The sequence below is a fragment of the Metabacillus bambusae genome, from assembly GCF_017497975.1.
Lineage (GTDB): Bacteria > Bacillota > Bacilli > Bacillales > Bacillaceae > Metabacillus > Metabacillus bambusae.
On sequence record NZ_JAGDEL010000009.1, the window covers coordinates 176,175 to 192,094 of the forward strand.

General features: G+C 36.6%; 12 protein-coding genes. 10 read left to right on the plus strand and 2 right to left on the minus strand.

Annotated features, from left to right (window positions below):
• Together I7822_RS13870 and I7822_RS30245 are read right to left on the minus strand one after the other, a co-directional pair.
• Complete coding sequence (locus I7822_RS13870; protein WP_207979184.1) at window positions 1–1,572, minus strand: spore germination protein; 1,572 nt, start codon at window positions 1,570–1,572, stop codon at window positions 1–3.
• Window positions 1,573–1,577: 5 nt separating this feature from the next.
• Window positions 1,578–1,703 carry a hypothetical protein gene (locus tag I7822_RS30245; RefSeq protein ID WP_260445673.1) on the minus strand — a complete coding sequence of 42 codons (126 nt, stop codon included), beginning with the start codon at window positions 1,701–1,703 and terminating at the stop codon, window positions 1,578–1,580.
• A gap of 318 nt (window positions 1,704–2,021) precedes the next feature.
• Between I7822_RS30245 and lipL the strand changes: the two genes are divergently transcribed.
• The 10 genes from lipL (at window position 2,022) to I7822_RS13920 (ending at window position 15,838) form a co-directional block, all read left to right on the plus strand.
• Window positions 2,022–2,876 (plus strand): octanoyl-[GcvH]:protein N-octanoyltransferase, encoded by an 855-nt coding sequence (lipL, locus tag I7822_RS13875; RefSeq protein WP_207979120.1) that lies wholly within the window; start codon window positions 2,022–2,024, stop codon window positions 2,874–2,876.
• Window positions 2,877–2,899: 23 nt separating this feature from the next.
• Entirely contained in the window at window positions 2,900–3,595 is a 696-nt protein-coding gene (locus I7822_RS13880) for a copper homeostasis protein CutC (protein WP_207979122.1), read from the plus strand.
• A 973-nt stretch (window positions 3,596–4,568) separates the two neighbouring features.
• Entirely contained in the window at window positions 4,569–6,827 is a 2,259-nt protein-coding gene (locus I7822_RS30470; protein WP_207979124.1) for a helix-turn-helix domain-containing protein, read from the plus strand.
• 558 nt (window positions 6,828–7,385) lie between these two features.
• Window positions 7,386–8,393, plus strand: coding sequence for an ABC transporter permease (locus I7822_RS13890; protein WP_207979125.1), 1,008 nt, complete (start codon window positions 7,386–7,388; stop codon window positions 8,391–8,393).
• Window positions 8,394–8,408: 15 nt separating this feature from the next.
• Complete coding sequence (locus I7822_RS13895; protein WP_207979126.1) at window positions 8,409–9,314, plus strand: carbohydrate ABC transporter permease; 906 nt, start codon at window positions 8,409–8,411, stop codon at window positions 9,312–9,314.
• Between the two features lie 105 nt (window positions 9,315–9,419).
• Window positions 9,420–11,003: an extracellular solute-binding protein gene (locus I7822_RS13900; RefSeq protein WP_243459459.1), complete on the plus strand. Its 1,584-nt coding sequence runs from the start codon at window positions 9,420–9,422 to the stop codon at window positions 11,001–11,003.
• A 420-nt stretch (window positions 11,004–11,423) separates the two neighbouring features.
• Entirely contained in the window at window positions 11,424–12,431 is a 1,008-nt protein-coding gene (locus I7822_RS13905; RefSeq protein ID WP_243459460.1) for an asparaginase, read from the plus strand.
• A gap of 17 nt (window positions 12,432–12,448) precedes the next feature.
• Window positions 12,449–13,486, plus strand: a complete 1,038-nt coding sequence (locus tag I7822_RS13910; RefSeq protein ID WP_207979130.1) for a family 20 glycosylhydrolase — start codon at window positions 12,449–12,451, stop codon at window positions 13,484–13,486.
• Between the two features lie 29 nt (window positions 13,487–13,515).
• Window positions 13,516–14,388: a sugar phosphate isomerase/epimerase family protein gene (locus tag I7822_RS13915; protein ID WP_207979132.1), complete on the plus strand. Its 873-nt coding sequence runs from the start codon at window positions 13,516–13,518 to the stop codon at window positions 14,386–14,388.
• 73 nt (window positions 14,389–14,461) lie between these two features.
• Entirely contained in the window at window positions 14,462–15,838 is a 1,377-nt protein-coding gene (locus I7822_RS13920) for an alpha-L-fucosidase (protein WP_207979133.1), read from the plus strand.
• Window positions 15,839–15,920: the final 82 nt, after the last annotated feature.

Genomic DNA, 15,920 nt, shown 5'->3' on the forward strand with positions numbered 1-15,920 from the left:
CTATCCTTTGCGTATTGGATCTTTTCCATTCAACATTTTTGGACGACGTTTCATCATTTGAAGCGGCATGCGAACCATAAAATCTTTCCAATCACTTATTTGATAAGGTACTGCAGGACTTACATAAGGAACGCCGAAGCTTTTCAATTTCACTAAATGACTGCATAGGAGGAGAAAAAACAGAATGACACCGTACAATCCAAACAATGCAGCACTAAACATTGCTACAAAGCGAAGAATACGCAATGAAATACCGGCACTATAATTAGGAAGGGCAAAGGAGGATATAGCTGTTATTGCCACAACGATAACCATAATATTGCTGACAATCCCAGCTTGTACCGCCGCTTCTCCAATAATCAGTCCGCCAACAATTCCCATAGCTGGTCCAATCGGTTTAGGCAAGCGTAGTCCTGCTTCCCTTAAGATTTCAATAGCTATTTCCATGAGCAGTGCCTCGATTAAGGAAGGGAATGGGACACCTTCTCTAGAACCTATAATCGAAATGGCTAACTTGGTTGGAATCAATCCTGGATGAAAGGAGATAAAAGATATATATAATGCAGGAGCAAACAACGTAACCATAGCTGCACCAAATCGTAATAGCCGTAAAAGGGTTCCTGGAATCCATCGTTCATAATAATCTTCTGGCGATTGCAAAAGCATGCTGAATGTAACCGGAGCGATCAAAGCGAATGGTGTCCCATCTAACAGGATTGCTACTCGCCCCTCCATCATTGCACTGATTACACGGTCAGGACGTTCCGTACTTTGTACCTGGGAAAAGGGACTAAGATAATTATCTTCGATCAACTGCTCTATATAACCTGATTCAGGTACATCATCTATATCTATTTTCTTAATTCTTTTGATTACCTCATCTACTAATTCTAAGTCCGTAATCTCTTTCATATAGGCGATGACAAGCTCTTTTTTTTCTCGCTTTCCTACTTTGAATTTCGTTAATGTTAAGTTTCCATTCTCACCGCTTCTTCTTAATAGGGCAGTGTTATCGGATAAAGATTCAGTGAATCCGACCCTTGGACCTCTGACTAATGCCTCTGTTAATGGCTCGTTAATATCACGAGTTTTCCCTTTTGTCGTGCCAAGGATAAAGGCATCAGGGGAACCATCAATTAAAAGTGCGGTTGAACCTGTAAATACCTTTGTCACTATTTCTTTTACGTGATTGACTACTTTAACTTCACTAATGGAAAGAACTTGATTTACGATAAATTCATGTGAAAGTGTACCTTTCACATGAGGAGTTTCCTCTTTAAACTCTTCGCAAAAATCTAGCATCAATGATTTCATAAGATGTTTGTCGATGAGATCTCTATCTGACAAACCATCAACAAAAATGATTGCAGCCCGAATTCCTGTACGCCCTAAGTTTAACTCACGAACATGTACATCTGAGTTAGCGACGATTTCTTGCTTGACAAGCTCTAGGTCCACCTTGAAATCGCCAGTCATTTGGTCTGTTGAATCCTGAAAAAGGTTAGAATTTTGCTCATTTTTACTTTGAATGGAAGGATGTTGTCTTTGATTTTTCTTTGATGTCCATTTCATCTTCATCACTCTTCCTCTAAAGTACGGGCCCATTTAAAAAATCTTGAGATCGCAAACGGAACGAAAAATGCGATAAATCCTTGAAGAAAAACTTTCCAGTCTGGAAGATAGGAATATACCATTTTCCACATATTAATAATCACCCTTTTAGTAAGTCATACTCCAAATTCTGCAGGTGCCGATGTAGAGTGAAGCTCCAATTTCATTAAAGACTGAAGATTCTTCCATTATTATTTGCTCGACACTGTGTGTGTATGCAGAATATTACGCAATGAACCTGGTGTAGTAATAATATTTTTTATCATGTCAGCATTAAGTACAAACAATCGATCAAAACTTGTTAGAAGTTTGATTGCTTTGCTTTTTCCATTCTTTAAAGCCTTTTCCACAATCCTGAAAGTGATATAATGAAAGGGAAAAATGTTAATTTCAAGGGAGTAATACATAGTATGGACCTTTCAACAACAGCCTCTTTAATCAATCAACCTGAATGGAGAATTATCGACCAATCTAGTCTTGGACCTCAATTTGAGGCTAAGCACTCATTTGCAATTGATGATACATTATGTGCAAGTGTTGGAAAGCAGGAATCACCAGCAACTGCGAGAACATGGGTGCATCATAATACAATCGTGCTTGGGATTCAGGATACGAAGCTGCCATATTTAGAGGATGGAGTAAATTTTTTAAAAAACATGGGCTATCACGTCATCGTAAGAAACTCTGGTGGACTTGCCGTTGTATTGGACAAGGATGTGTTAAACATTTCTCTCATTTTTCCTGATCGTGATAAGGGCATCGACATTAATCGTGGGTATGATGCGATGCTGGATTTAATAAAACGTATGTTAAAGGAAAATGGCAGTCAGGTTGAAGCACGTGAAATTGTTGGATCTTATTGTCCTGGAAGCTATGATCTAAGTATTAATGGGAAGAAGTTTGCTGGTATTTCACAACGCCGACTTCAAAGGGGAATTGCGGTTCAAATCTATCTTTGTGTGACAGGAAGTGGTGAAGGCCGCGCTGATTTGATCCGTCAATTTTATGAAATATCCTTGAAAAAGGAACAAACAAAGTTTATCTTTCCAAAGATAGAACCTGAAACGATGTCATCATTAAGTGATTTACTGGGAATTGAACTTACCGTTGAAAAGCTTTTATTTGAGCTATTAACAACATTAAAGCAGCATAGTCAGCAGTTGCTGTCATCATCATTGACCGCCCAAGAGCAGCAAACATTTCAGCAATATTTAGTAAGAATGAATGATCGAAATGACAAAGTCTTTTTAAAGAGCGCTAAATAAGACTGTGACTAGAGGGATTTTATATGAGTAAAGTTGAAGTGATTGTTTTAAATCAAGAAGATGCAAAAATTGCTGAGGCGTATGGAGCGGATCGATTAGAATTGGTTTCAGCCATTAGTGAAGGTGGATTAACCCCGAGCTATGGAGCAATTAAGCGAGTCGTAAACAGTGTTAGTATTCCTGTTATGGTGATGATTCGTCCTCATAGTTATTCCTTTGTCTATCAGAAGGAAGAATGGGAGATGATGGTTGAAGACATTAAAGTTGCTCGAGAACTAGGTGCTGCAGGGATTGTTTTCGGTGCACTAACTGATGAGAAATTAGTAGATTATGATATTCTTCAAACGGTGATAGAAGAAGCTAACGGATTGTCCATTACATTTCACCGTGCCATTGATGAAACAAAGCCACTAGAAATATATACATCCCTTTGTGATTCACCTTTTAAGGTAAATCAAGTACTAACTTCAGGGGGAGCACCTAACGTAATGGAAGGATTAAATACGTTACGTAAATTGTTAGCGGACTCTGTAAACGGTTCGGAAAAGCCAATTATTATGCCTGGTTCAGGACTTGATCTAAACAATATCGAGTTCATTCATCGAACTCTGCAAGCGGGGCAATATCATTTTGGCTCAGGGGTGCGAGTTGGTAGAGATTTTCGTTATTCTATTGATGGAAAGATCCTTCAAGAGATTAAAAAGGTCGTTAATAGCTAAGCTTGATGTTAAAACTAAAGTAAACTAAAAATAAATTAACGTTGATTCTATAATTTACCGGAACTCCAATCACAAGATTATTAAGTCTTGTGCTTTTTTTATTGTTCAATTATAAAATTTTGTACTGTGGATAAGCACACGTCATCCAGCACCAAACATAAAGTATAAGGTTAATGCAGTATATTAACTCTTTTTTTGTAAAGGTTTACATATTGCTGATAGATTTACATATTTACGGTTTCTGTCTGCAATAGATATGATAGGTATCAGAGGTTTTTTATAGAGAATTTAATCCCGAGGAAGTCATTACAAGTACAGAACCAAAAATTGATATTCATTCAGTTGTATTTTCATCTTCTGGTGCAGAAACCAGATGTACTTGTACCAGTTGTTGAGCTTTTCTTAAAGGATTAGATTAATAATCTTTAAGTTTAATTTGGGCAGTTGGGTTTATCGAGCGGTGTCTGCATGAAGAGTGTAAAAGGATCCTAGCTCTATATGACCTGTCAATACATAAAAACACATTTTTACTGGAGACTGAAAGAACGGTTATGTTTGCAACAGATAAAATGGGAAATATCATCTCTGTTTACCGTCCTGATGAGGTTAAAATTATATGTTATTAAGGTATAATAGTATACTTATATGCCCGCAAATTGTGCACTACTAACCAAATATATGCTATACTTATGGTACATAAAGGAAATCGGCAGATGCCGGTTTCTTTTATGACCATTTCTTTAAAAGAAAAATTGAAAGCGCTTAATATAAGAAGTCATGCTGATATATCTTTAAATGGTGTCTTACTTAGCCATGAAACGGTACAACCATAACTGTATAGTGCAAATATTTTATCGATTTAGCTTTTTACTAAAACCCTTTTCAGAACCTTAAATTATTCCTAGTCCTCATTTTATCCTTTTCATTATATATATGTTCAAAATAGATTAGACAAAGATTAGGGGGTTGGGTTGTGTTACGTAATAGGATTAAATCTCGACTATTATATAAGTATATCGTCTCCTATCTACTTGTTTTTCTTGTTCCGTTTCTTATAATGAGTACAATTATTTATTATCATTCTGTAGCAAGTCTAAGGCAGGAAATTGAACAATCAAACATTAACAAATTAGAACAAGTAGAAAATCTAACAAATGAACGAATGAAAGAATTAGAAACACTTGCAGCAAGAATTTCATATGATCCTAGGCTTACTCCGTATATGATTAGTCATGGCTATTATAGTGGAGAAGCGATTGAGGAATTAAAAAAATATAAAGCAAATAGCTCGATTATTGAAGAACTATTTATCTATTATCATAATGATGAGAGGATCTATTCCACCAACGGCTCGTATTCATTAGAAGCTTTCATGAAAAAAAAATATCGATTTGTTGAATGGGGAAAAGAGGATCTCATTAGTGATTTACATACGAAAATACCATTTATAAAACCTATTAATAAAGTAGTGATTAATAATGAAAAATATAAGAATATGATCGCATATTTATTTCCAATTAGCCCCAACAGTCACAATCCTTATGGTACAGTTATGTATTTTATTGAGGAATCTACGATGACAGATCTAATTCAAAACATACTAGGCGAATATGAAGGTAATGTTTATATTTTCAATGAACATAATCAAGTTATTGCATCTTCCAATAATGATAGATCGATAAGTTCAAAACAATTAACGTCTCTTCCAAGTGATCTTTTCGGAGTAAATAATGTTGAATTGGATGGAAAAGAGTATTCGCTTGTGTCAGTTAATTCTGAGTTAAGCGGCTGGAAATTTATAGCATTGATGGATGCTGACCAGTTTTTTCAACGGTTAGACAATACGACAATCTTAATATTTGCCATATTGATTGCCTTATTAATAGCTGGATTTATATTAGCAGTATTACTTGGGAAATATCAATATAAGCCAATCCAAAATCTGTTTGAAATTACAAACAGGAACGGTAGGAAAAAAGTTGAGCTTGAAGGTGGAAATGAATTAGAAACCATTCGCAAGACGATAACACATGTATTTGAAGACCAACAGATTTTAAATGAAACGATGTATTTACAAAAGCCTTTCGCAAGAGATCAATTTCTAGTAAAGCTATTAAAAGGTGACCTTAGTAAAGGTGATGAAATAAAGGCATTGCTAAGTTCGTTAAATGTTCAAATGAAGGATGGCCATTATTTTGTAGCAATTGTTTACTTTGAAAAAGGTGCTTTTGTAGAGGATAATTTAGAGGAGCGGGAAAAACTCTTTAGCAGCCTATCGAATATTTCGCTTGCAAATGCAACAGCACACGGTATTGATTTGTTTTATAATGATGCAATAGCACTAATTGTCAGTATGAATAAACTAGAAGAAGAGGCGAATATTGAACGTCGAAAGCTAGTTCTACAGATTCAGAGATATATTCGAGAAACCTGCAATTTTGATCCTACAATTGGGGTGGGAGGGTTTTACGATGAAAAAAATTTGATAAACAGATCCTATATAGAGGCGCTCGCAACCTTAGAATATAAATTTGCAAAGCCTCAAGGTAGTGTGATCTATTTTGAGGAAATCAGTATTCTACCAGAACAGTCACTTGGTTACCCGATAGAAGAACAAATGAAACTTGTTCAAAGTTTAAAGCAAGGGGACCAAATTGTTGCTGCTGAAACATTACGCAACATGTTTTCAAATCTTGCTGATAAAGATTTGTCAATTCAGGTATTAAAGTGCATCTGCTTTGATATTATCAATTCGATAGTGAAAACAACGTCTGAAATGGGATTGAGTAAATATATTCGGGATTTTAAAGCAATAGCAGATTTCCATTCTATTGAACAATTGCACAAACAACTACACACGTTAATTTTAACAATATGTAAAGAGGTTGACGATAAGAAGGAAAGCCATAACGATAAACTGAGAAACGATATCTTGGACTATATTAGAGACAACTATAATAATTATGAACTATCTTTGGAAAGTTTAGCGCTTAAATTTCAACTATCTGTATCTTATGTTAGCCGCTTTATAAAAGGACAAACGGGTGTTACATTTACGCAATACTTACAGGATCTCCGTATGGAAGATGTAAAGAGGCAGTTAAAGGAGACTGATAAGTCAATTAAAGATATTGTCGTTCAAGTAGGGTATTTGGATGTTGCAAATTTCACACGAAAGTTTAAGAAGGTAGTAGGTGTAACACCTGGACAATATCGTAATTTAAACAGGTAATAGAATACACGTCTAAGGCCATGATTTTGATAAATCATGGCCTTTTTAATCGTCTAGGAAATTATAAAATGTACTGTGGCTAAGCGCTTGGCGTCCAGCTCCAGCGCCTAGCCCCTCTTGGGTCTACAGCCACTTAAGAATTGAAGGTAAAGAACACCTTCTATTCTTAAGCTTCTTATTTGCCCGAGGCTGTTCAAGGCACTTGCGCTTTTGTTCTTTAGGCAACTCGCACATACATTGTTGTTTAAAACACACTTAAAAGAAGAGTTATCGTGTAAACACGACATGGGGTACATATCATTGGTGGAAGTTTCACTTTATCATGAATTGTTAAGCCCTTGAAACACCACTACAAAGCCATTTCAGCGAAATGTAAAGGATGACATATCAAAGCAAGATTAACATATTGCTAGAGTGATTAAGCCTTTATTTTTAAGCGTATTTAATTCGATTTTTAGTATTTTGACAACGCTTAATGAAATAACATATTGATTACATCTAAAAGAAAGCGCTAACATTACGGTAGTTTCATATAAAAGCAGAAGGAGGGGTTATTGAATGAGTTCAAGCTCAAGTACGGCAACTTCCCCATTACAACAGAAAGAAAATGTTAATAAGGGTTTTACGAAACCCCATAAATTAGGACTAAAAAATCCTAGAAAACTAAAGAAGAGCAGAAAGATTCTACAAAACTGGCAACTTTACATATTCGTACTGCCAGCATTTTTATACTTTCTTATTTTTCATTATATTCCTATGTACGGAGTACAAATTGCATTTAAAAATTTCATTCCAACCTTAGGAATATGGGGAAGCGAATGGGTTGGATTTGAACATTTTACCCGATTTTTTGAATCGTATTATTTTTGGGATCTAATCAAAAATACCTTAGGGATTAGTGTCTACGAATTAATCGTTGGTTTTCCATTACCGATTATTTTAGCGTTGGCTTTAAATGAGGTTAAAGACAGTTTTTTTAAGCGGACTGTACAGACGGTTACATATGCACCTCATTTTATTTCGGTTGTTGTTATGTCAGGGATGATCATAGCGTTTCTTTCTCCTGCGACAGGTATAATAAACCACGGCATACAATTTTTGGGTTTTGAACCTATTGCATTTTTGAGTGATCCAGCTTGGTTTAAAACGGTATATGTATTATCTGGTGTATGGCAAAGTACGGGGTGGGGAACTATCATTTACCTTGCCGCCCTTGCAGGGGTGGATCCACAGCATCATGAAGCTGCAATAGTTGATGGTGCCACACGTTTTCAGCGTATCTGGCATATAAACATTCCAGCAATTGTTCCAACAATGATTATTTTGTTAATTATGAACGTTGGCAGTATTATGGCGCTTGGATTCGAGAAGATTTTACTATTGCAAAATCCTCTAAATCTTGAGTCCTCGAATGTGATTGCGACATTCGTTTATCAAGCAGGTTTATTAGACGCACAGTATAGTTTTGCATCGGCAGTTGGGCTGTTCAATGCTGTTATAAATGCTATCTTACTAATAACTGTAAACAAGATCGCGAAAAAGACTAGTGAGACAAGTCTATGGTAAGAGGGGGATTAGACTATGAATAGTTCAATACATGAAACGAAAACAGACAAAATATTTAAAGCATTTGTTTATATTTTTCTCTCAGGTGCATTAGTGATCGTACTTTATCCTTTGATTTATATTGTTAGTGCATCGATAAGTAATCCATCAGATGTTAACACAGGGGAAATGTGGCTTTTTCCAAAGGATATTACATTTGAAGGCTACAAATTAATTTTTGAAAATGGCGATATCTGGAGAGGGTATCTCAATACGATTTTTTATACTGTTTTAGGTACTTTCGTTAACTTAGCAGTGACAATTCCTGCTGCATACGCACTTTCGCGCAAAGATTTTGTTGGTAGAAATCTTCTTATGGGTATGTTTGTCCTGACGATGTTTTTTAGTGGGGGGCTAATTCCAACTTACTTAGTTGTAAAAAATTTAGGGCTTATTGACACAATTTGGGCGATGGTTCTACCAAATGCTGCTGCAGTATGGAACATCGTGATTGCGCGCGTGTTTTTCCAAACGTCTATACCAAAAGAATTGGAAGAGGCAGCAATCATTGATGGAGCCTCTAATTTTAAAATGTTTATCAAAATTATCTTACCATTATCAGCACCAATTATTGCAGTAATGGCATTATTCTATGGTGTTGGTCACTGGAATGGATATTTTAATGCATTAATCTATTTATCTGACAAAGAGATGTTCCCACTTCAATTAGTTTTAAGAGAAATACTTGTATTGCAGGAAATGTCATCTCAAAGTACAAATCTAACAGGCTCTATGGCAGAGGCGATTCATAGTAAGCAGCAACTTGCAGCTGTCATTAAGTATGGGGTAATGATTGTCTCTACACTTCCTATTATTATTGTTTATCCATTTTTACAACGTTATTTTGTGAAAGGCGTAATGATAGGCTCACTGAAAGGCTAGGTAGGATGGTCTTCTTTATAAAATGTATTGATTTAAGGGGGTGATCGTTTAAAATCTGCCATTTAAATCAAAGAATTATGGTTAAAAATGAAAGGGGATGCAAGGATGAAAAAAATACTAATACTGCTTTTAACAGCTATATTATTACTTACGGCATGCAGTTCGAAAGAAAAAGTAAGTAAAGAGCCTTCTAAAAGTGCAGAAGTGAATAAAGAAGGATTCCCAATTGTAGAAGAAGAAATAAAATTATCCATGATGGCACCTGGTACTGGTATGGCTGAATGGAAAGACATGCCTACTTTAAAGGAGTATGCAGAGAAAACAAAAATTAACTTTGAATATATTACTCCACCAATGAGTGATTTCCAGACTAAATTAAATCTAGCATTTGCTAGTGGAGATATTGCAGATGTTATTTATGCAGCAGGGTCAACGAATTTGACTCCTGGTATGGAAGTAGATTATGGAAAACAAGGAGTATTGGTACCTTTAGAAGATCTTATTAAAGAATATGCTCCTAATATACAAAAAATATTTGATGAAAACCCTGAAATTAAAAAATCCGTTACAACTGTTGATGGGCACATCTATTCACTACCTGCTATCAATATGCATCCGACATCTGGCTGGTATAGAGGTCCAATGTGGTTCAATGGTCAATGGCTAAAAGCATTAGGTGTGAAAGAATTACCTAAGACCACTGATGAACTATATGATTTATTAGTACGGTTTAAAACTGAAGATCCAAATGGAAATGGAAAAGCAGATGAAATTCCATTAACAGATGTAAAAATGGATAGCACACGTCCTTGGTTACTCGGTGCTTTTGGATTGAAAGAGTGGGGTATTGATGAAGTTGATGGAAAAGTAAGATATACGCCTATGACAGACAATTATAAAGAATATTTAACTTATATGAATAAACTTTTTGAAGAAGGACTATTAGATCCAGAGACGTTTTCACAATCTGATGAACAGAAAAAAGCAAAAGGACAAGCGAACCGGCTTGGATTATTCCCAGATTATTTCTCATTCTTTACTACTGGTGAAACACAAGAAGTAGCAATAAACAATCCAATGTTTCATCCTCTAACTAGTTCAGTTTCAGATGAGCCATTGTTCCCACGTAGTCCTGGAATAAGTAGGGGTGCTTTCGCTATCACAAGTAACAATGAAAATCCAGAAGCTACGATTCGATGGGTTGATTATTTCTATTCAAAAGAAGGTCGTGAATACTTAAATGATGGACCTGAAGGATATCTTTGGAAAAAAGGTGAAAACGGTGAAAGAGTGTATCAAGAGGTACCAGAAGGTTTTGATAGTAGTGAAGATTATCGAGGAACATTAACGCCTGCATATGGAATTACTGCACCAACTGTTACGGCTCGAATCGAAGGTGTTGAACTATCAGAATTTGATAAGTTTATTGAAGCTGAAACGAAGGAAAAGATTGATCCTTATGCAAAGGTTCCATTTCCACTTACCTATTTAACAAATGAAGAGCAAGCAACAGTAAATACCATTGAAGTGGATTTACAATCCTATGTAGAACAAATGGAAGCAAAATTCATCACTGGGGTTGAACCATTATCTAATTGGGATAAATACGTAAAAACGATTGAAGATATGAATATAGAAAAATATATTCAAGTTTACCAAGATGCTTACGATCGTTGGAAAGATAGTTAATAGGATTAACATTATATTCTAATCCCTGATAGACTAATAAATTAATATGAAAATAAAGGATGGATCGTATGCCCCTAATAAAAAGAGGGTATACGATTCATCATTATATTTTGGAGGATTGAACATGGGAAAATACAAAAATAGTCATTTTCCCATATACGAACGATTGAATAGTTTAATAAATCAAATGACATTGAAAGAAAAGGTAGCCAATTAAATCAAAAAATGTATGGATGGGAAGCCTACAATAAAACAGAAAATGGATATGAATTAAAAAGATAAATTTACAAGGCCTTGGTTCTCATGGCCAATTCGATGTTTAGTGAATTTTTATTAACCCAATGTCTTCTGTTTGTAAAAGGCAGTCCATTAGCAAATAGGTAAGAAAGATAAACGAGAGTGATTATGGAGGTGAAACATATGAGTGTTGAAGTTCTAGTAAATGATTATCGAAATGGTTACCTTGAAAATATCCATCCTGGTCATATTTGTGGGGTGAATGCAACAGGAATTATCAAATACAAGGTAGGAGATACAGAGCATTGGACTTTTTTGCGGTCCGCATTAAAGCCAATACAGGCGATTCCAGCAATTGCTAATCATATTCAGGAGCATTTCAAGCTAACGAATCGTGAAACATCCCTAATTGCTGCATCACATCGAGGTGAAGAATTACATATCGATGAGCTGGAGAAATTACTGGATAAAATCGGGGTAGCAGAAGAAGAATTGCTATGCCACCCGACATACCCACTAAATTCAAGGGCAAAGGAAGCACTCCTAAAAAAGAATCAACCGAAAAGAAAGCTATACCATAATTGTTCTGGCAAGCATCTAGGAATGCTTGCACTGGCAAAAGTTCTCGGTGTAAATACTGAAGGATATTTTGAATTAGAACATCCGGTACAGCAGGAAATCCTTATAGCGCTTTCTAGTATTTCCGGGTGCAGTATTGATCAAATTAGGATGGGTGTGGATGGGTGTGGTGTTCCTGTCTATGCACTGCCACTTAAATTTCTTGCAAATACCTACCTGCGATTTGCAAGACCAGAGCTTATTTGTGACCAATCCATTCAAGATGCAGTTATCAAAATAACAAGCATGATGAATGAACATCCAGAAATTATTTCAGGAACAAATGCGATTTGTACAAGTTTGTTAATGGATGACAATATCGTTGCAAAAGGTGGAGCGCAAGGGGTTTATTGCTTTGGATTAAAAGAGGAGAAATTAGGTTTTTCCTTGAAAGTAATGGACGGTTCTGAGGAACAATGGCCATTAATCGTTGCAAGTATTCTCGAACAAATCGAGTATAAAAATCAGGATACTATCCAAAGGTTGTATAACTTGTCTCAAAAAGAAATATATAACGACAACAACAAACTTGTAGGGAATAAAAAAGCTGTATTTAAATTAGTGGAAGTTTAATGGGGAGTGTCCAAAAAGTGAATGTAACAGAACCTGTACGCGCATTTCATTTAAGATTCGGGTCACATGACTTGGTTGATTCATTTAAGAAATTTATTGAGAAGGTGTTGGTCCCAAAAGGAATTAACCATTTAGTTTTGGAATGTAATACGTCTTTTGTATTTGAATCACACCCAGAAGTCACTGGTGGAACATTAACAAAGCAGGATGCAAGAGAAATAGCAGCAGTATGCAAAAATAAAGGGATACGACTTATCCCTTTATTCCAATGTCTAGGTCACCAAGGTTGGGGAGGTGCACCGAATTCAATTTTGAAAGCGCATCCTGAATTTGATGAAACACCTCATGTGCCATTTGATGCAAAGTGGCCAGATATTTTCTGCAGGAGCTGGTGTCCGGAACATCCAGACGTTAATCAGTTTATATTTGAGCTAATGGATGAACTTATCGACGCGTTTCGAGCTGATGCATTCCATGTTGGTATGGATGAAGTATTTGTACTGGCAGATGATCAATGTCCTCGCTGTCAAGGGAAGGACAGAGCCGATTTATTTGCCAAAGTTGTTAATGATCTTCACAAGCATTTAGTAAAAGAGCGCGGTGTTGAAATGTTTATGTGGGGAGATCGGTTAAACGACAGTGCGAAGCTGGGCTATGACCAATGGGAAGGGGATACGTTTGGCACCCATAAAGCAATTGATCTCATACCTAAAGATATTGTGATGATGGATTGGCATTATGAAAAATTGGATGAGTATCCTTCGATTCGCAATTTTATAGAGAAAGGCTTTACCGTCATTCCAGCATGTTGGTTCAAAACAAATGCTGCTATTGATTTCTTTAACGAAAGCAAACGCCAGGCTCAAGAACAAGGATCAGAAGATAAAATGCCCGGTATGGTTGTGACATCATGGAACAGCTGGGACAAAGAGTCTTTTGAAAGGTTTATGACGATGTCTCCAAATAGCTTCGAATGTGATGAAAAATTAGAAGAGCTGGATGAATTATATCGGACAATGTCTGTCATCGTGGAAAAGCTAAATAGTAGATTCTAAAAAATTTATTAAATTAGGGGTGTTATGAGATGAAATTAGGATTAAGTACGTATAGTTTGCTAGATGCCATTAACGCGGGAGAAATGGATATTCTGGATGTTATCGAGTGGATTGCCGATAATGGTGGAGAGCATATGGAAATTGTCCCTTATGGATTTACTTTAGTAGATAACTTGGAACTAGCAGATAAAGTACGAGAAAAAGCAAAAGAAGTTGGCATTGAGCTATCAAACTATTCAATGCCTGCTAATTTTGTTCAGGATACCGAGGAAGAATTTGCGGCAGAGGTTGCAAGAATGAAGGAACATATAGATCTTTTAGATCGCATGGGCATCAAACATATGCGCCATGATGTGACGGCATTTACCTTACCCCCTGAAAAAATGACAATCAAATACTTTGAAAACAGCCTACCGCAAATTATTGAAGGAAGCCGCCGCATCGCTGACTATGCAGCAAAATTCGGGATTACAACAACAATTGAAAATCATGGAGTTGCTGTCCAGCATAGCGATCGAGTTCAAAGGGTGCTACAAGCAGTGGACAGACCTAACTTTAAAACGACGTTGGATGTAGGAAATTTCATGTGTGTCGATGAAAATCCTATTGTAGGTGTAAAGAAGAACCTGCCATATGCATCACTCGTGCATTTTAAGGATTTTTACTTCCGTCCTTACTATAACGACCCAGGTGCAGGAAAATGGTTTAAAACGTCTAATGGCAACTTTTTAAGAGGTGCAATTGTTGGACAAGGTGATATTGAAATAAGAGAAATTGTGAAACTGATTAAAGATTCCGGTTATGACGGTTATATAACATTGGAATTTGAAGGAATGGAAGAATGCAGAGAAGCTTGCAAAATTGGAATGGATAATCTAAGACGTTTCTGGGAAGAAGCTTAATTCCTAAAATGTAACATAATGAGAATGAGATTGAGATAATTATAGAGAAGATATACTTGAAAGGAATGAAAATATGACGACTGACCCGAAAGACAAGGAAGTAAATCATGGTGTCCATAATTTTAGTGCAGAAGAGAAATGGTTCAAACCAAAAGACCCAGTGATATTGGATCGATTAGAATGGTTTAAGGACCAAAAATTAGCTTTGATGATGCACTGGGGGCCGTATTCTCAGCTTGGTGTTGTGGAATCATGGGCTCTAAGTGATAAGGATGGCGATTGGTCACGTACGGATATTGACTGGGAAGAAGATGGAGAGGAATTTAAGCGACAATATTTCAATCTAAATAAAACATTTAACCCTGTTCGTTTTCAACCTGAAGTTTGGGCTGACTTAGCCGCAGAGGGCGGTTTTAGATATTTCATTTTCACGACGAAACATCATGATGGCTTTAGTATGTGGGACACGAAAGAGACTGATTACCGTGTTACTTCATCAGAATGTCCTTTTCACAATCATAAGTATGCTGATATATGCAAGCATGTCTTTGATGCTTTTCGTGAAAAGGGCTTGGGAATCGCAGCATATTTTTCTAAGGCAGATTGGCATACACCTTACTATTGGGCACCTGGCATGGCTCGGGGTAGGGAGATGTGGCGAGGTCCGTCATATGACCCAGATGAATACCCATGGTTGTGGGATAAGTTTGTGAACTTTACTCATAATCAGATAATGGAGCTAATGTCCAAATATGGTCGAATTGACGTGTTGTGGTTAGATGCAGGATGGGTTGGTAAAGGGAGGCAGGACATCCGCCTCGGAGAAGTGGTGGAAAAAGCCCGTGAAATACAGCCATGGTTGCTTACAGCTGACCGTACGATCGGCGGGGAGTTTGAAAACTATATTACCCCTGAACAGACGATTCCTGACAATCCGATGAGTGTGCCATGGGAAAGTTGTATAACGATGGGAACTTCTTTTTCCTTTAAATATGAAGATAAGTATAAGTCTACACGCGATATTGTCCACACGTTGATTGAAATCATATCTAAAGGCGGAAATCTTGCATTAAATGTTGCACCACAACCTGATGGGCGCTTACCTGAGGGAGCCATTAAAAGGATGAAAGAGCTTGGAGCTTGGTTGAAGGTTTACGGTGAAGCCGTCTATGGTACACGCATTTGTGCACCGTATTTCAAAGGAGGTCTAGCTTTCACAAGAAAAGGTGAAACAGCTTACTGTTTCCGGTTATATCAAAGCGAAGATGATCGTTATAAGGATGAATATGTTTACATTCCTTATACTGAAAAGGTACGGCGTATAGATATTCTGGGCGGTGAAGGAAATCTTGAATTTAGTCAGATGGAAGAAGGAATATCTGTAAGAATACCAAAAGTGGAGGAAAAGGAAGGAAATATTCCAATCGCCCATGTATTTAGGTTAACATAATCAATCATTTTAAGAATAACTAAGGTAGAGGTGTAAGAGATTTATTTCGAATAGAAGGTGAAGCGAGAACATAATTGACTTT

Excerpts from the sequence above, each read along its gene's own strand:
- I7822_RS13870 (WP_207979184.1), bottom strand. The coding sequence starts at position 1,572 with ATGAAATGGACATCAAAGAAAAATCAAAGACAACATCCTTCCATTCAA.
- I7822_RS30245 (WP_260445673.1), bottom strand. The coding sequence starts at position 1,703 with ATGTGGAAAATGGTATATTCCTATCTTCCAGACTGGAAAGTTTTTCTT.
- lipL (WP_207979120.1), top strand. The coding sequence starts at position 2,022 with ATGGACCTTTCAACAACAGCCTCTTTAATCAATCAACCTGAATGGAGA.
- I7822_RS13880 (WP_207979122.1), top strand. The coding sequence starts at position 2,900 with ATGAGTAAAGTTGAAGTGATTGTTTTAAATCAAGAAGATGCAAAAATT.
- I7822_RS13890 (WP_207979125.1), top strand. The coding sequence starts at position 7,386 with ATGAGTTCAAGCTCAAGTACGGCAACTTCCCCATTACAACAGAAAGAA.
- I7822_RS13895 (WP_207979126.1), top strand. The coding sequence starts at position 8,409 with ATGAATAGTTCAATACATGAAACGAAAACAGACAAAATATTTAAAGCA.
- I7822_RS13900 (WP_243459459.1), top strand. The coding sequence starts at position 9,420 with ATGAAAAAAATACTAATACTGCTTTTAACAGCTATATTATTACTTACG.
- I7822_RS13905 (WP_243459460.1), top strand. The coding sequence starts at position 11,424 with ATGAGTGTTGAAGTTCTAGTAAATGATTATCGAAATGGTTACCTTGAA.
- I7822_RS13915 (WP_207979132.1), top strand. The coding sequence starts at position 13,516 with ATGAAATTAGGATTAAGTACGTATAGTTTGCTAGATGCCATTAACGCG.
- I7822_RS13920 (WP_207979133.1), top strand. The coding sequence starts at position 14,462 with ATGACGACTGACCCGAAAGACAAGGAAGTAAATCATGGTGTCCATAAT.